This is a genomic window from Streptomyces sp. bgisy159 (genome assembly GCF_057707805.1).
The window spans coordinates 37,709-53,016 of sequence record NZ_JBYIQX010000029.1 but is presented as its reverse complement, the minus strand read 5'-3'; the positions used below and the strand labels follow the sequence as shown (position 1 = coordinate 53,016).

The 15,308-nt window shown below is 74.1% G+C and carries 12 protein-coding genes and 3 pseudogenes; 8 read left to right on the top strand and 7 right to left on the bottom strand.

Annotated elements, in window-relative coordinates; genetic code table 11:
* Positions 1 to 172: 172 nt before the first annotated feature.
* A pseudogene (locus tag AC3ET3_RS24980) lies at positions 173 to 292 on the top strand (transposase); the annotation flags it as partial.
* 5 nt (positions 293 to 297) lie between these two features.
* Here AC3ET3_RS24980 and AC3ET3_RS24975 read toward each other — a convergent pair.
* Positions 298 to 645, bottom strand: a pseudogene (locus AC3ET3_RS24975) (transposase); the annotation flags it as partial.
* Between the two features lie 327 nt (positions 646 to 972).
* Here AC3ET3_RS24975 and AC3ET3_RS24970 point away from each other — a divergent pair.
* On the top strand, positions 973 to 1,536 hold the full coding sequence (locus AC3ET3_RS24970; RefSeq protein ID WP_435612926.1) for a hemerythrin domain-containing protein: 564 nt from the start codon (positions 973 to 975) through the stop codon (positions 1,534 to 1,536).
* A 434-nt stretch (positions 1,537 to 1,970) separates the two neighbouring features.
* A pseudogene (locus AC3ET3_RS24965) lies at positions 1,971 to 3,222 on the top strand (MFS transporter).
* 374 nt (positions 3,223 to 3,596) lie between these two features.
* Here the strand turns inward: AC3ET3_RS24965 and AC3ET3_RS24960 are convergent.
* Positions 3,597 to 4,127: a hypothetical protein gene (locus AC3ET3_RS24960; protein ID WP_435612925.1), complete on the bottom strand. Its 531-nt coding sequence runs from the start codon at positions 4,125 to 4,127 to the stop codon at positions 3,597 to 3,599.
* Positions 4,128 to 4,364: 237 nt separating this feature from the next.
* Here AC3ET3_RS24960 and AC3ET3_RS24955 point away from each other — a divergent pair, with 237 nt between their 5' ends.
* A complete protein-coding gene (locus AC3ET3_RS24955) occupies positions 4,365 to 5,726 on the top strand; it encodes a jacalin-like lectin (protein ID WP_435612924.1) in 1,362 nt (453 codons plus the stop codon).
* A 10-nt stretch (positions 5,727 to 5,736) separates the two neighbouring features.
* Here the strand turns inward: AC3ET3_RS24955 and AC3ET3_RS24950 are convergent, their stop codons facing one another.
* Complete coding sequence (locus AC3ET3_RS24950; protein ID WP_432136711.1) at positions 5,737 to 6,030, bottom strand: hypothetical protein; 294 nt, start codon at positions 6,028 to 6,030, stop codon at positions 5,737 to 5,739.
* A gap of 179 nt (positions 6,031 to 6,209) precedes the next feature.
* Between AC3ET3_RS24950 and AC3ET3_RS24945 the strand changes: the two genes are divergently transcribed.
* Positions 6,210 to 7,889 (top strand): RtcB family protein, encoded by a 1,680-nt coding sequence (locus AC3ET3_RS24945; RefSeq protein ID WP_488191838.1) that lies wholly within the window; start codon positions 6,210 to 6,212, stop codon positions 7,887 to 7,889.
* A gap of 74 nt (positions 7,890 to 7,963) precedes the next feature.
* On the opposite strand, the gene AC3ET3_RS24940 is transcribed toward AC3ET3_RS24945, so the two are convergent.
* Positions 7,964 to 8,419 (bottom strand): archease, encoded by a 456-nt coding sequence (locus AC3ET3_RS24940; protein ID WP_435612923.1) that lies wholly within the window; start codon positions 8,417 to 8,419, stop codon positions 7,964 to 7,966.
* Positions 8,420 to 8,540: 121 nt separating this feature from the next.
* Between AC3ET3_RS24940 and AC3ET3_RS24935 the strand changes: the two genes are divergently transcribed.
* Positions 8,541 to 8,993: a YbhB/YbcL family Raf kinase inhibitor-like protein gene (locus AC3ET3_RS24935; protein ID WP_432136713.1), complete on the top strand. Its 453-nt coding sequence runs from the start codon at positions 8,541 to 8,543 to the stop codon at positions 8,991 to 8,993.
* A 12-nt stretch (positions 8,994 to 9,005) separates the two neighbouring features.
* On the opposite strand, the gene AC3ET3_RS24930 is transcribed toward AC3ET3_RS24935, so the two are convergent.
* Together AC3ET3_RS24930 and AC3ET3_RS24925 are read right to left on the bottom strand one after the other, a co-directional pair.
* Positions 9,006 to 10,508, bottom strand: a complete 1,503-nt coding sequence (locus tag AC3ET3_RS24930) for a glycoside hydrolase family 43 protein (protein WP_435612922.1) — start codon at positions 10,506 to 10,508, stop codon at positions 9,006 to 9,008.
* 14 nt (positions 10,509 to 10,522) lie between these two features.
* Complete coding sequence (locus AC3ET3_RS24925; RefSeq protein WP_435612921.1) at positions 10,523 to 11,911, bottom strand: glycoside hydrolase family 43 protein; 1,389 nt, start codon at positions 11,909 to 11,911, stop codon at positions 10,523 to 10,525.
* A gap of 227 nt (positions 11,912 to 12,138) precedes the next feature.
* On the opposite strand from AC3ET3_RS24925, the gene AC3ET3_RS24920 reads away from it, so the two are divergent.
* Positions 12,139 to 13,548, top strand: coding sequence for an amidase (locus AC3ET3_RS24920; RefSeq protein ID WP_432136716.1), 1,410 nt, complete (start codon positions 12,139 to 12,141; stop codon positions 13,546 to 13,548).
* Between the two features lie 308 nt (positions 13,549 to 13,856).
* Positions 13,857 to 14,303: a type II toxin-antitoxin system PemK/MazF family toxin gene (locus AC3ET3_RS24915; protein ID WP_432136717.1), complete on the top strand. Its 447-nt coding sequence runs from the start codon at positions 13,857 to 13,859 to the stop codon at positions 14,301 to 14,303.
* A gap of 169 nt (positions 14,304 to 14,472) precedes the next feature.
* Here AC3ET3_RS24915 and AC3ET3_RS24910 read toward each other — a convergent pair whose 3' ends face one another.
* The gene (locus tag AC3ET3_RS24910; RefSeq protein ID WP_435612920.1) at positions 14,473 to 15,300 is read right to left on the bottom strand and encodes a TIGR02452 family protein; all 828 of its coding nucleotides are present in this window, start codon (positions 15,298 to 15,300) and stop codon (positions 14,473 to 14,475) included.
* Positions 15,301 to 15,308 lie beyond the last annotated feature (8 nt).

Here is a 15,308-nt window from a genome sequence, read left to right as displayed (position 1 = left end):
ATCTGCAGGCCAGGGCCGAGAACGTGAGAACGAGATCCTCACCCTGGTGCGGCAACACGCTCTCGAGTTCCTCGGCTTACTCGGAGTCGGACCGTCACCGCCGCCCAGATCCTGGTCAGCTGGTCTCACCAGGGATGATTCCGCCCAGAAGCCGCCTCCGCCTCCTTCGCCGGTTTCGCTGATCCCTGCATCGTCCGGGCTGACCAACCGGCACCGTCTCAACCGCAGCGGCGACCGGCAGCTCAACCGGGCCATGCACACGATCACTCTGATCCGGATGCGACTCGATCCCTCCCGGATCGAGGTGCCCGACTGCTTGGTGGCGGAGGCAAGGCCGACGTAGGAGGCGAGGTGGGCGGCGGTGGGGAAGCTGGTGCCGTCGCCGACGGTGACCGGCAGGACTGCGGCGGTCCTGACGCCGACGCCGGGCAGTGACGTCAGGACCTGGGAAAGAGGGTGGGCCTCCAGCAACTCGTCGAACTGGGCTTCCAGGGCCCGGCGTTGTTCGTGGACGGCGGCGAGCGAGCGGACCAGGGACGGGATGACCACGTCGAGGGTGCCGATGCCGGGAACGACGACGGTCTGTTCGTCGAGCGCGTCGAAGACGTCGTCCATGACCCGGGCCGCCATGCGCGGGGCCTTGGGGAGCGTCCGGCCGGAGTCAGCCCGTGGCCGTGGTGTGTGCTCTCAGCGTCTCCGACGGCACCCCTCGGGCCCGGCGACACCACCCCCTAGGTCACGCCCTCGACAGGGGGCAACGGTCATGCCGGGCCCGGAGGCCAGCGGTCCTTCTGCAGGACCGCGAAGAACATAATGGGGCCGCGTACCCCGCGCCCCGTGAGCCACGGCAGCCCGATGCGGGAGGGGTGGCGGCGCGGTGAGCGGTGCACGGTGTGTGGCGGGCGGCGCACGGGTTACCCGTGTGCCGGCGGGCCCGTCCGGGCCGGCGCTGCCAGTCTGGAGGTGAAGGACATGGGACATGGCGGGAACGTCATCGACGAACTGGTGACCGATCACCGGGAGGTCGAGGAGATCTTCGGCCGCATCGAGGCGCTGCCGACCGGTGACAAGAACCGAAAGGTGGCGGCCGACCAGGCCACGATGGAGCTGGTGCGGCATTCCGTGGCGGAGGAGGAGTACCTGTACCCGGCCGTGCGGGAGCATGTGGCGGACGGGGACGCCATCGCCGACAGGGAGATCGAGGACCACTCCAGGGCCGAGCAGATCATGAAGGATCTGGAGGGCTGCGACGCGGGGGACCCCGAGTTCGACCGGCTCATCGGGATGCTGATGACCGAGATCCGCTCCCATGTGGTCGACGAGGAGGAGAACCTCTTCCCGAAACTGCAGGCGGCCTGTTCCCCCGATGCGCTCGACACGCTGGGTGACAAGGTGCGCAAGGCGAAGAAGATGGCTCCGACCCGGCCGCATCCGTCGGCTCCGGACACCCCGCCCGCCAACAAGATGATGGCGCCGGGGGCCGGGCTGGTGGACCGGATGCGCGACGCTCTCTCGGGGCGCGGCAAGAAGGCCTGACGGCTCAGCCGTCCGTCCGGGCACCACACGGGGCCCGTCGCCGTCGCGGATGCTGGTGCGAACTGCCCCACAGCATCCCGTCGGCGGCGGGCCCTGTGGCGTGCCCGGCCGCCCTGCTCTGACGCCCGGCGCTGTGAGGGACCGCACTCGGCCGCCAAAACGGTTGTGGCCAGGGGAATTTGGGGCACGGGCGGGCAGGTGGCACGCCCGGGTGGACATGACTCGGGGTTTCCGTCTTCCCCGCTCCCCAGCTACGGCGCCCTCGTACGGGCGTCGGGGACCGCGCCGTGCCTTCTGCCTCTCACCCTGTTCCCGCCGCCGCCGACTCCGGCGACCCGGCCTCCGACTCCGTTCCCTCCGGGCCACTGCCCGCGGCCGGGCTCAACCCCGCGAAGGGCTCCCGTTCACCGTGGCGGTCCCTGCGTCACCGCAGCATGCGCTGGTGGTCCGTCGCGAACTTCGTGTCGAATGCCGGTACCTGGATGCAGCTCACGGTGCAGAACCTGCTGGTGCTCCAGATCACCGGCTCGGCCGCGGCGACCGGCCTGTCGGTCTCCGTGCAGGCCGCGCCGGCACTCTTCATGAGCCTGCTGGGCGGCGCCGCCGTGGACCGCTGGCCGCGGAAGCTGACCGCGGGCGTCAGCCAGGCCCTGCTGGGCGCCGTCGCCTTCGCCACCGCCGTACTGGTCGCGCTGGACCGGCTGGACATGACGTCCCTGCTGGTGCTGGCCGCCGTGACCGGTGTGATCGCCACGGTCGACGGTCCGGCGTGCGCGCTGCTCGGCAACGACCTGGTCCCGGTGGAGGACGTGCCCTCCGCCATCGGCGTCGGCGCGCTGGTGCACAACGCGGGCCGGCTGGTCGGCGCCGCACTGGCGGGCGTGACGGTCGGTTTCCTCGGGACGGCGTCCGCGTACACGGCCAACGGGCTGTCGTTCCTGTTCGTGGCGGCGGTCATCCCGTTCCTGCGGCCGGCGCCGGGCGCGGAGCTCGCCCGTCCGTCGGTCCCCCGGGAGGACCGGGGGACCGACGGCCAGGACATGTCCCTGCGCGAGGGGCTGGCGTTCTTCGCCCGGCGCCCGCGACTGGTCGCGCTCGCCGCCGTCACCGGCGTGAGCGCCGTCTTCGGGCGCAACTACGGGCTGACCCTGGCCGTGCTGGTCACCGGCCCGCTGGCCGCGGTGCCGGGTCCTTCGGGACGGTCTCCACGGTGCTCGCGGTCGGCGGCATCGTGGGCGCGCTGCTCGGCGCCCGTCTGCGCCGGCCCTCGGTGCGGCTGGTCGGTGTCCTGGCGGCGGTGGGCGGGCTGCTGCAGGTGCCGCGGGGCTGTCGCCCTCCCTCGCGGTACTGATGGTGCTGGTGCTGCCGATGGCCGTCGTGGAGTCGGTCTCCGACACCGCGGGGACCGCCGTGCTGCAGACCGACCCGCCCGCTCGTCTGCGGGGCCGGGTGCTGGGCGTGTGGAACGGCATCGGCACCGTCTGGCGCCTGGGCGGTCCGCCGGCGCTGGGTCTGCTGGTGGAGCTGGCCGGCGCACGCGGGGCTCTGGTGGCCGGCGGCCTGATCGTCGCGGGCACGATCGCCACCGGCCTGACCGTACGCACCCGCCGCCTCCGCGCCCCGGTGCCCTTCCCCCACCTGGACGGTGACCTCGCCTCCCGGGACACCTTGCGCGTGGTGGCCTGAGCCGCCGCCGGCCTGCCGGGTGCGGGCCCCCGCGGCCGAGCCCGGCAGGCCGGCCCCCTCCTGAGTCGACGTGGTGCGCAGCCCGCACCGGCCGGCGCAGACGGGACCGGGCCGGTCGGTGCGGGCAGTACGGCAGGGCGCGAGGCCGCGGGCGGACGGGCCCGGGAACGGCAGCCGCGCGCGGGGCGGCGACGGGGGGCGGTCCGACCCGGCGACACAACGGTCGGGAAGGGCCGAAGGCAAGCCGAACCAGCCGAACCCGCCGCCCCGAATCAGGGCGCTCCGGCCAGCAGGAAGCCCCGCGGTCAGGCGCCCCGCGTCGGCGCACCCTTGCGTCGGCGTGCCCCGCCTCGGCGGGGCAATGCGCGCCCCCGTCAGGCGATGAGCGTCTGCCCCGGTGCGAGCCGGTCGCTCAGCTGGGACCGGTGGAGGTCGCAGACGGGGGCGACGAGGTCGGGGTGGCGCAGGAGGGCCGCGGCCTGGCGGTCGCGCTCGTCGGGGTCGACCAGGCGGCGGAACTCGACCGGTATCCCCGGTGTGTGGCTGCTGTCGCCGACCGCGAGGACGGCCTCCCGGGCGAGCGCGGGGTCGGCCAGGAGACAGGCGGCCCAGCTGGCGACGACCTCGTCCACCCAGGTCCGCCAGGCGGCCTCGTCCGCGTCCGGGTCCGCGCTCCCCTGGTCACCGCCGGAGATCCAGTCCAGCCGCGCCGAGCCGCCGGGGCCGGCCATGCCGACCAGGGCGGCGTCGGTCGGGGTGGGGTAGCGCAGCCAGGCGGCGACGGTCACGGCCTGGCGCGCCTGGACCTCGCACAGGGCGGCCGCCATCGCGCCCCCGCAGGGCGGGTAGGCGCGCATGAGCCACTGGGCGGTCGCCGCGATGAGCGGGGAGAGATCTGCGAGCACTGCCGGGCCGTCCGAAATCTTGCGGTGAACAGATGAACGGGTGTTCCGGGAAACGGTAGCCCGCCCCGGGCCCGGCGGACATGGCCGTGACCACGGGAACGGGGTGGCCTCGGCCACATCGAACGGCCGGTGTACGGCCGGCCAACTCATGACCCCGAATGACCGAAAGCCCTTACCACACCACTGTGACCGACGGTAACTTCTGACATGCCCGCACCAACTCCACAGGAGAACCGCATGCGCAGACTCATCGCCTGTCTGGCGGCCGCAGCCGCCACGCTGGGCGGACTCACCGCCGCCGCCCCCACTGCGTCCGCCGCCGCCCCCGCCGACGTCTCCGCCGGCTCCGGCACCTTCAGCGTGCTCAGCTACAACGTCGCGGGCCTGCCCGAGGCCATCTCCAGCGCCCCGACCCCGCGGGAGCCCGCCACCGAGGAGATCGGCCGACGCGTCGCGCCGTACGACATCGTCCACGTACAGGAGGACTTCAACTACCACGCGCGCCTGTACGCCACCGACACCACGCACCCCTACCGCACCCCCACCAGCGGCGGTGCCGGCATCGGCAGCGGCCTCAACACGCTGTCCCGGCTGCCTTACGACGGGGACGACTTCGAGCGGGTGCGGTGGCGGACCTGCACCTTCGGCTCCGGGGACTGCCTCACCCCCAAGGGGTTCACTTTCCTGCGCGAACGCCTCGCCGAGGGCGTCTACGTGGACTTCTACAACGTCCACACCAACGCCGGGAGCAACGCCGACGACCTCAAGGCGCGCGCCGACAACCTCGGCCAGCTCACCGAGTTCATCCGGGCCCAGTCGGCGGGCAACGCCGTCGTGGTCATGGGCGACACCAACACCCGCTACACGCGCGCGGGCGACACGATCGCCGAGTTCGCCGCCGCCAACGGTCTCACCGACGCCTGGGTCCAGCTGGTCCGCGGCGGCACCCCGCCCGCCAAGGGCAGCGACCCGCTGCTCTGCGACCAGACCGGTCCGACCGTGCCCGACACCTGCGAGGTGGTCGACAAGATCCTCTACCGGGGCAGCGAACTGGTCTCGCTGACGGCCACCTCGTACGCCAACGAGCACGCCGCCTTTCTCACCGACGGCGGGCTGATGCTCTCCGACCACGACCCGCTCGCCGTCGGCTTCGCCTGGGCCCGCAACCCCGCCTTCCAGCTCAGCGATCCGTTCGGCGGCCCGCACGGAGACCACTTCACCGACATCGGCCGGGTGCCCGCCGGTGCCCGCACCACCACCGTCACGCTGCGCGCCGGTTCCCGGGTCGACGCGCTGGGCGTCACCCTCTCCGACGGCAGCACGCTGACCCACGGCGGCACCGGCGGCACCGCCGACTCCCTCACCCTCGGCCCGGACGAGTACCTGACGACCGCACAGGTCTGCCGAGGCCGGAAGGACGGCCGCACACGCATCTTCTCCGTCCGGTTCACCACCAGCCTCGGCCGCGTCCTGGTCGGCGGCACGACGACCTCCGACTGCGTCACCCGCACCGCGCCCGCGGGCCGGCAGATCGCCGGGTTCCACGGGCGCGCCGGCGACGAGATCGACAAGATCGGCTTCATCTACACCGAGCGCTGAGCCCGGCGGCTCAGGCCCTGGCCTCCGGCCCCGCCTTGCCGCCGAACATGCGGTGCCGACGGAAACCGGTGCCCCGGTGGCGGCGGTGGCGGCGGGCCGCGGTGCCGGTCATCAGGACCAGCCCGAGGCAGAAGATCAGCGCGAGGGCCAGCCCCGAGCAGAACAGGGCGAGACCGTTCATGGTCGCGATGTCGTTGCCGAGGACGGACACCGTGTAGTCCGGCCCGCCGGAGAGGTTGCCGGCGATCGCCAGACCGACGAAGGCGCCCGTGCCCAGCACTATGAGCAGTCCGAGGATCAGCATCCGAGTCATCTCCTGAACTAGCGGTCCGCGACCGGCCGGGTACCCCTCCCCGTCCGGTCGTACTCTGAGGGTGTGGCTCGGTCCAACGACGGGGTGGCCGCGCTTTCGCCTACGTCATCGGACATCCCACCGCACGGATCATCGACAGGCGGCCGGGCATCGACGCCGACCTCGACGAGGTGTCCGCCGCGTGCGCGCGCAGGGGCACCGCGCTGGAGATCAACGCCCACCCGGACCGGCTGGACCTGCGTGACGAGTACATGGTGCGGGCTCGGCGCCGCGGAGTGCGGTTCGCCGTCGACAGCGACGCCCACGCCACGCTCCACCTGGCCGACACGCGGTACGGCGTGGGCACCGCCCAGCGCGGCCGGCTCACCCGGGCCGACGTGGTCGACGCGTGGCCGGAGACCCGGCTGCGGCGGTTTCTGCAACAAGGGGCGGCGATGAGGGACCTGGTCGAGGAACGGCCGTACCGCTTCCGGATCGAACGGCGCGGCGCGATGCGGGTGCCGGGCGTGGTGTTCGCCTCCGCGGACCTGCTGCGCGACGCGGAGCATTCCCTGGGGCAGGTGGTGAACGTGGCCACCCTGCCCGGCATCGTGGGCGCCTCGTACGCCATGCCGGACATCCACTGGGGCTATGGCTTCCCCATCGGCGGCGTGGCGGCGACCGCCGTGGACGACGGCGGGGTGGTCTCCCCCGGCGGGGTCGGCTTCGACATCTCGTGCGGGGTGCGGCTGCTGGCCGCCGACTGCGACACCGGCGGGTTCCGGCGGGCCCTGCCGGGGGTGATGGCCGGCCTGGACCGGGCCGTTCCGCGTGGCGCGGGCCCCGGCGGGGTGTGGCCGCTGACCGGGCCGGGGCAGCTGGAGCTGCTCCTGGAGGACGGTTCCCGGTACGCGGTGGAGCAGGGCCGCGGGGAGGAGCGTGACCTGGTGCGCTGCGAGGACGGCGGGGCGGTGGCCGACGCCGATGTGGGACAGGTGCACCAGCGGGCCCGCGACCGCGGCCTGGGCCAGGTCGGCAGTCTGGGGTCCGGGAACCACTTCCTGGAGCTGCAACGGGTGGCCGAGGTGTACGACCGGGCCGCGGCGGACGCCTTCGGTCTCGCGGAGGGCCAGGTGTGCGTGATGATCCACTGTGGTTCGCGCGGGCTCGGCCACCAGATCTGCACCGACCACGTCCGGATGATGGACCGCGCCATGACCCGCTACGGCATCTCGGTACCGGACCGGCAGCTGGCCTGCGCGCCCGTCGACTCGCCCGAGGGGCGGCGCTATCTGGGGGCGATGGCCGCGGCCGCCAACTACGGCCGCGCCAACCGCCAGGTGCTGTCCGACGCGGCGCGCGCGGTGTTCCGCCGGGTCGCGGGCATCCGGCTGTCCCTGGTGTACGACGTCTCGCACAACCTCGCCAAGCTGGAGACGCACACCGTGGACGGTGTGCCGCGCCGCCTGTGCGTGCACCGCAAGGGTGCCACCCGGGCGTTCCCGCCCGGCCATCCGGAGCTGCCCGAGGACCTGCGGGCGGCGGGCCAGCCGGTGTTGATCCCCGGCACCATGGGCACCGCCTCGTACGTGCTGGCGGGGGTGACGGGCGGGCACGCGTTCGCCTCCACCTGCCATGGGGCGGGCCGCACGATGAGCCGCCACGAGGCCGCCCGCTCGGTCACCGGCGAGGAGCTGCGGGCCCGGCTGGCGCGCTCCGGCATCGCGGTGGCCGCCCGCTCCTGGCGGGGCCTGGCCGAGGAGACCCCGGAGGCGTACAAGGACGTCGACGCGGTGGTCAGCGCGAGTGAGGGCGCGGGGCTGTGCCGGACGGTGGCGCGGCTCGTGCCGCTGGGAGTCGTCAAGGGCTGACCTCCGAAGGCCCTTCCGCCCCGGGCCGCGGGTCCCGCTGCGCGGTCGGCCCGCCGCGCGGCAGCGGGCGGCGGTCACACGTCGACCGTCACCGCGCAGGACCAGCCGTAGGGGTCGACGCCGATGTGCAGCCCGTGCCACGACACGCCCTTCGGCGCAGCGCCGACGATCTCCACGTCGGACAGTTCCGCGACCGCGAGCCGTGCCTCAAGTGCCTCGCCGGCCGGCTCCACGACCACGTCCACGGGTACCCGGCCACGCACCTCCAGCTCCAGGATCACCTCGTCGAGCAGGGCGGCCAGCAGGTCGTCGCCGTCGTCGTCGGAGAGGTGCACCCGTTCCACGGCCGTCGGGTGGGCGCGCGAGACGTCCGCGAAGCACTCGACGAGGCCCAGCACCGCCTCCACGAGGCACTGCTCGCGACTGGCGCCCCAGGCCTCGATCCGCACGTCGGCGGTGTGCGGGACCGTGCGGTGCCCGTTGTCGCCCTGCCGCCGCTCGGCGCGTTCGTCACCCGACTCTCCGACCATGCCACCACCTTCGCGCGCGGGCGGCGACGCCGCTAGCCGACCCGGCCGGGCACCGGATCGGCCGGGTCGGCGGCTCCCGGCGGGGGCGTATGGCCGCTGTCGCGAGGGGTACTCCGGCTCCATGTCCGGTATCGAACTCAAGAGCGCGGCTTTCAGCGATCACAGCATGATCCCGAGCCGCCACGCGAAGGACGAGGAGAACGTCTCCCCTCCGCTGACCTGGTCGGGTGTCCCGGAGGAGGCGGCCGAGCTGGCCCTGCTGTGCGAGGACCCGGACGCGCCGTCGGGGACGTTCGTGCACTGGCTGGTCACCGGCATCGACCCGCGCACCGAGGGGCTGGACGCGGGTGAGGCGCCGCCGGGCGCCGAGCCGCACCGAAACGGCTTCGGGGAAGCCGGCTGGGGCGGCCCGCGGCCCCCCGTCGGCGACCGGGCCCACCGCTACTTCTTCCGCCTCTACGCCCTTCCCGCGCCGGTGTCCCTGCCGGAGCGGGTCGGCGCCGACGAGGCGCACGCGGTGCTGGACCGGCAGCAGCTGGCCAGCGGCACCGTCGTCGGCCTGTACCGGCGCTGACCTTGGGCGTCGTCAGGATCCGAGCGGCTCGTAGTCGTACCAGTCGATGTCCACGGAGCCGGCCGAGGCGAACAGGCCGATGACCCGGCCGGTGAAGCCGCCCGCCACCTCCGTGGACAGATAGCGGCCGTCGAGCGAGGCCAGTTCGACGAAGCCGCCCTCCGGGTTCTCGAAGCCCAGGGACACGGTGTCGGGACCGCTGCGTGCGTCGTACCCGGCGTCGACGGGGGTGACCTCGATGCGCAGGACCACGGGTCCGGCGGGTGCCTCCCGGGACGCCACCACGCCGGTGAGCGGGCCGATGCGGGCCCGTACCCGGACCTGGCCGGGCGCCGCCTCGACGGTGTAGTGGTGGCTCTCGTCGAGCCGGACGGCCAGTCCGCCCTCCCCCCGCGAGGGGTCGAGGTGGGCGCGCACCCGGCAGGCCGGGTGCTGCTGGCGCCGGCCGACGAAGGTGACGTCCGGCTCGTCGAGGGAGCCGCCGCGGGCCCGCAGGGTCAGCCGGCCGGGCCGTTCCTTCGTGGTGCAGTCCTCCGGCGGCCGGTGGCGCACCGAGACCCAGTGTGCGGCCAGTTCGTTCTCGTCGAAGTCGTCGCGCACCGGCACGGCCGGGCCGGGGCGGAGCGGCCAGGGCGGGGCGGGCGCCTCCGGCGACAGTGCGCCGGCGACGGGCCAGCCGTCGACCCAGTCGACCGGCACCAGGAAGGTCTCCCGGCCGAGCACGTGCCAGCCGGGCGAGCCGCCGCCGGGCCGCACTCCGAGCAGCACCATCCACCAGGAGCCGTCGGGCCCCTGCACGAGGTCGGCGTGGCCGGTGTTCTGGATGGGGTGTTCGGTGCCCCGGTGGGTCAGCACCGGGTTGGCCGGGCAGGGTTCGAAGGGGCCGTCGGGGGTGCGGGAGCGGGCGACGGAGACGCTGTGGCAGCGTTCGGTGCCGCCCTCGGCGATGAGGAGGTACCAGTACTCACCGATCCGGTAGAGGTGCGGCGCCTCGGGGGCCTTGGCGCCGGGGGTGCCGGACCAGATGCGGCGCTGGGGGCCGAGCGTCCGCCCGGTGTGCGGGTCGATGGGTACCTGCGCGACGCCCGCGGTGGTGCACCAGCAGGTGTCGTCCTCGTCCCAGGCGAGGTCCGGGTCGATGCCGTGCACGTCGGGCAGCCGGATGGGACCGGACCAGGGGCCGGCCGGATCGGTGGTGGTGAACAGCAGGTTGCCGTCGCCGCTGACGTTGGTGACGATCAGCCAGAAGCGTCCGTCGTGGTGGCGCAGCGTGGGCGCGTAGATCCCGCCGGAGGACGGCGAGTCCAGGGGCAGCCGCAGTTGGTCCGGCCGGTCCAGCACGTTGCCGATCCGGGTCCAGTGCACCAGGTCCCGGCTGTGGAAGAGGGGCACGCCGGGGAAGTACTCGAAGCTGGAGCACGCGAGGTAGTAGTCCTCGCCGACCCGGCAGACGCTCGGATCGGGGTGGAATCCGGGGATCACGGGGTTGTGGAAGGTGGTGTTCGTCTCGGACATTCTCGGCTTTCTCGTCAGGCCCAGGCGGTCACCGGCAGGAACGAACTGTCCTGCCGGAAGAGGGACGTCGCGTCCGTCGGGTCGACGCGCAGTTCGTAGTCGTAGTGCCGCAGGTAGTGGCCGGGGTAGTTGTGGGACTCGAAGCGGACCGCGCCGCTCGTGGTGCCGGTGCGGGCGGTGAAGGTGGCGTCCCGGGCGAAGGTCGGGGTGCCGTCGTTCGCGTCGAAGCGGGCCCGGAAGCCGTAGTGGCGCAGGTAGTTGCCGGCTGCGTCGCGGAACGAGTGTCCGCTCGGGTCGGCCAGCCCCGCGACCACGGTGAAGGTGGCGGCCTGCCTCTCGGCGGTGGTGCTGGAGGCGGTCACCACCGGCAGGTCGAGCAGTCCTGAGCGCTCCTGCCAGAAGCGGGTGGGGTAGTTGGCGGACCGGAAGGAGCGGGGGGTGTTCCGGGCCGGGTCCGGACCGCCGGAGACGGTCTCCTTGAGGACCGTGAAGTGGCGGGCGCTTCCGGAGATGCCGGGCAGAGCCCGGGGAGTGCTCCAGGTGGCGAAGGTGTCGTAGCTGTCGCTGTAGTAGTACTTTCCGTCGCCGTAGCCGTCGAAGAAGAGGCGCCGGCCGCCGTTGTCGAGCTGGATCAGCGCGGGACCCTCGCGGTAGCTGCCCCAGCCCGCCCAGTTTCCGGTCCGGGAGATCGTGTAGGGGCCGGTGGGGCGGGAGGCGGTGGCGTACTCGATGTACTTCGTCGTCTCGTTCTTGGTGAACGCGTGGTAGGTCGAGCCGATGCGCACCAGGAAGGTGTCGATGTGGTTGGCGCCGAGGCCGGACAGGGCGACCGGCGGACTCCATTCGGTCAGCGTGGAGTCGGTGGCCCTCAGCAGGTAGGGGGTGAAGATCCATTCGTCGCTGGTGCGTGAGCAGGACACGATGACGTTGACGCCGCCGTCGCCGTCCACGAACCACTCCGGGGCCCAGGCGCGGGAGAGGCCGGCGATCGGGACCGGGTAGTCCTGCAGATGCGTCCAGTTCAGCCGGTCGGCGCTGCGGGCGAAGCCGATCGTCGTGCTGACGTCCTGCCAGGTGTGGGTGGTGTAGGTGAGGTAGTAGTAGCCGTCGGAGTGACGGAGGACGGCGGCGTCGCGGATGCGGCCGGTGGACGGCGTGTAGGCGGCGGACCGCAGCAGTCGGAAGTCGGTGGCGTCGTCGGACTCGTAGACGTCGACCGTGCCGTCGTCGCTGTTGCGGAACGGCACGATGGTGTAGCGGCTGGCAGTGCCGGCGGCGGGGGCGGCGGCGCGGGCGGTGCCGAGGAGACCGGGCGCCGCGCCGAGCGCGAACGCCGCCGCGGGGGCGGTGGTGAGGCCGCGCAGCAGGGTGCGGCGGGACGGTGTGGGGGGTCGGGTGGTCATGTGCGGCTCTCCCTACGACTCAGGGTTCGACATTCCGAACATGGTTCGGAAAGCCGGTCAGAACGTAGAGGGGCCAGGCAGGCACGTCAATGGTTCGGGCAGGCCGCCGCGGGGCCGGCGGGGCGCAGGTGACGGCCTTTCGGATCCCGGCACGCGGGCGGAGATGTTCCGCCGACGGAGCGCCGGAGGTTACCGTTCGGTAGACGACGACGTCCCGGAGGTACCGTATGACGCCCGATCGCGCCGCAGGCCTCGCGGAGACGGCCCGCGCACTCGCCGAGGGCGAGGTGTCCGCCCGGACGCTCGTCGAGCAGGCCCTGACCCGCATCGAGGCAACCCAGGGCACCCTGAACGCCTTCCGCGTCGTGCGGGCCGAGGCCGCGCTCGCCGAAGCCGACGCGGCGGACCGGGAGTTGGCCCGCGGGGTACGCCGTCCGCTGCTCGGGGTGCCGGTCGCCGTCAAGGACGACATGGACGTCGCGGGCGAACCGACCGCGTTCGGGTGCGCCGGCCCCCACGCGCCCGTGGCCGAGGACGGGGAGGCGGTGCGGCGGCTGCGGGCCGCCGGCGCGGTGATCGTCGGCAAGACCAACACCTGCGAGTTCGGGCAGTGGCCGGTCACCGAGGGGAGCGCCTTCGGCGCCACCCGCAACCCCTGGCACCTCGGCCACACCCCGGGCGGCTCCTCCGGCGGATCGGCCGCCGCGGTGGCGGCCGGACTGGTCCCGGCCGCGCTCGGCTCGGACGGCGCCGGTTCGGTGCGCATCCCGGCCGCCTGGACCCATCTGGTCGGCGTCAAGCCGCAGCGTGGCCGGGTGTCGACCTGGCCGCGCGGCGAGTCGTTCCAGGGAATCACCGTCAACGGGACGCTCGCCCGCACCGTCGCCGACGCGGCCCTGCTGCTGGACGCGGCCGCTGGCAACCACGCGCGCGACCCGCACCGACCGCCCGCCGTGGACGCCTCGGCCGCCGTCGGCCGTGACCCGGGCCGGCTGCGCATCGCGCTCGCCCTGAGGCCGCCGTTCACCGCACTGCCGGCCCGGCCCGATCCCGAGGTGCGGGCCCGGGTCGTCGAACTCGCCGAGAGACTGGCCGGGGCGGGGCACTTCGTCGAGGAGGCCGACCCGCCGTACGGACCCATCGGGCTCACCTTCGTCCCGAGGGCCACCGCCGGCATCGCGGAACGCGTCGCCGAGGCGCCCCACCCCCAACTGCTCGACCCGCGCACCCTGGGCGCCGCCCGGCTGGGCCGGCTCCTGGGCGGGCCACCGCTGCGCGCGGCGCGGCGCGCGGAGGCCGTACTGCGGCGCCGTGTCGGACGCTTCCTCACCTCGTACGACGTGATCCTCGCCCCGACCACGGCCGCGCCCCCGCCACGCGTCGGCGCCCTGACCGGGCTCGGCGGCTTCGCCACCGACCGCGCGGTGATCCTCGCGTGCCCGTACGCCTGGCCGTGGAACGTGCTGGGCTGGCCCGGGGTGAACGTCCCGGCCGGGTTCACCGCGGACGGGCTGCCGGTCGGCGCACAGTTGCTCGGCCCCGCGAACAGCGAGCCCCTGTTGCTGTCGCTGGCCGCGCAACTGGAGGCCGGTGAGCGGTGGTTCGAGCGCTGGCCGGCCAGGCTGACGGCGGTGTGAGCTCGGGGCGTCCGCCTTCGGCGGCCTCGGCAGCGCGGTGCCGCACGACGGGCGGACGGCATGGCCGACCTGTTCCCGAAGGTCCGCACGATGGGCCGGACCGGGCTGGGGTCGGCGCGCCGGCCGCCGGGGTCGAGGGAACGGAACGGGCGGGCGGGGAGAGCGAGTTCACCTCCCGGCGGCGGGCCGTGGCGGCCGGGGCCGTGCCCGCCCGCGAGGCGGCGGGCGGGCCGACCGCGCGGCGGCGGGCGGTGGCCGAGGCGCGACCCCCCGCGCCCGGTCACGGGGGCAGCCCTTAGGGTGCCCCCGTGACCGCGTTTACCGATGGATACGTCCCGGGCCGTTCCGGCCCCACCGCGACCACCGAGGCCGAACCCCGCGAGGTCGGCCAGGTGCGCACCGAGTACTCGCCCGTACGCGACGGCGACCCCGACCCCGGGGAGATCGTGTGGACCTGGGTGCCCTATGAGGAGAACGACGGCCGCGGCAAGGACCGCCCGGTGCTCGTCGTCGCCCGCGAGGTGGCCGGCACCTTCCTCGCCGTACAGCTCTCCAGCAAGCGGCACGACGGCGACCGGGAGTGGGTGGCGATCGGCAGCGGGCCCTGGGACCGGTCGGGGCGGGATTCCTGGGTCGACGTGGACCGGGTGCTGCGGCTCCACGAGGACGGCATGCGCCGCGAGGCCTGCGCCCTGGACCGCGGCCGCTTCAACCTGGTCCGCAACCGGCTCCGGGAGCGCTACGGCTGGAGTTGAGACCGACAGCCCGGGACGATGTCCCGGGCCCGGGACGCGACGGCGCGGCCGCGCTCCCTGCCGGGTCCGGCCGCAGCCGGGTCCGCCGCGCCCGGACCCCACCGCGGCCGGCGCCCACGCTGATCGGACCGGCGCCGCCGCGGTCCGGTGCTCCGGCGTGGCCCAGCCCCTAGTCGGTGAGCCGGGGCTCCGGGAACGCGTGGGCGAAGGCGGCGCGCACCACGGCGCCCCGCGTCCGGTCCAGCACCCCGAACACCACGTGCTCGAAGGTGCCCGCGAAGCGGCCGCCGGGGGCCAGCGGGGCGCGGAATGCGGCCGCGACCTGCGCGGGGTCGTTGCGGAAGACCCCGCAGCCCCAGGCGCCGAGGACCAGCCGCCGGTAGCCGTGCGCTGCGGCGGTCTCCAGCACCCGCTCGGCCCGCACGGCCAAGGCGCGCGGCAGCTCGGGCGCGCGCTCCGGCATCGTCCGCAGCACCACGCCGGCGTTCGGCGCGGCAGCCGTCAGGAAGCCCGCCGTGTACGGCTCGTCGAGCAGCCGCCCGCGGTCGTCGCGGAATACCGGCACGGCCGGTGAGTGGATCACGCGGTCGGTGTAGAACGGGTCGCGGTGGGCCCGGTGGTGGTCGTAGAAGCGGCGGGCCTCCAGCAGGCACGTGTACAGCGCGGAGGAGCGGCACAGGGCCTCCTCCTGCGCCTGGGCGCCGTTGAGGTAGCCGCCGCCGGGGTTGCGGGCGGAGGCGAAGTTCAGCACCGCGACCGGTTCGCCGGCGAGCCGGCGGGCGGCCTCGGTGCTGCTCTCGGCGGTGACCTCCACCCCGGTGGTGACGGATGGTGACGCGGGGACCCGTACCGGTCCCGGCCCCACCATCCGCGTCCCCTCCCGTGCGGCGCGGATCGCCGCCGCGAGCACGACCTCGCCCCCGTCGGAGCGGCGATATCCCCCCGCCGCCACGATCTGCTCGGTCTCCCGTGCGATGTCGCGCAGCCGGCCGCTCATGGCGCCAC

What these genes read in the sequence shown, in the direction of transcription:
- AC3ET3_RS24910 (WP_435612920.1), bottom strand. Translation starts at nt 15,300, where the DNA reads ATGAGCGGCCGGCTGCGCGACATCGCACGGGAGACCGAGCAGATCGTG.
- AC3ET3_RS24955 (WP_435612924.1), top strand. Translation starts at nt 4,365, where the DNA reads ATGCGCAGACTCATCGCCTGTCTGGCGGCCGCAGCCGCCACGCTGGGC.
- AC3ET3_RS24950 (WP_432136711.1), bottom strand. Translation starts at nt 6,030, where the DNA reads ATGCTGATCCTCGGACTGCTCATAGTGCTGGGCACGGGCGCCTTCGTC.
- AC3ET3_RS24935 (WP_432136713.1), top strand. Translation starts at nt 8,541, where the DNA reads ATGTCCGGTATCGAACTCAAGAGCGCGGCTTTCAGCGATCACAGCATG.
- AC3ET3_RS24925 (WP_435612921.1), bottom strand. Translation starts at nt 11,911, where the DNA reads ATGACCACCCGACCCCCCACACCGTCCCGCCGCACCCTGCTGCGCGGC.
- AC3ET3_RS24970 (WP_435612926.1), top strand. Translation starts at nt 973, where the DNA reads ATGGGACATGGCGGGAACGTCATCGACGAACTGGTGACCGATCACCGG.
- AC3ET3_RS24940 (WP_435612923.1), bottom strand. Translation starts at nt 8,419, where the DNA reads ATGGTCGGAGAGTCGGGTGACGAACGCGCCGAGCGGCGGCAGGGCGAC.
- AC3ET3_RS24930 (WP_435612922.1), bottom strand. Translation starts at nt 10,508, where the DNA reads ATGTCCGAGACGAACACCACCTTCCACAACCCCGTGATCCCCGGATTC.
- AC3ET3_RS24920 (WP_432136716.1), top strand. Translation starts at nt 12,139, where the DNA reads ATGACGCCCGATCGCGCCGCAGGCCTCGCGGAGACGGCCCGCGCACTC.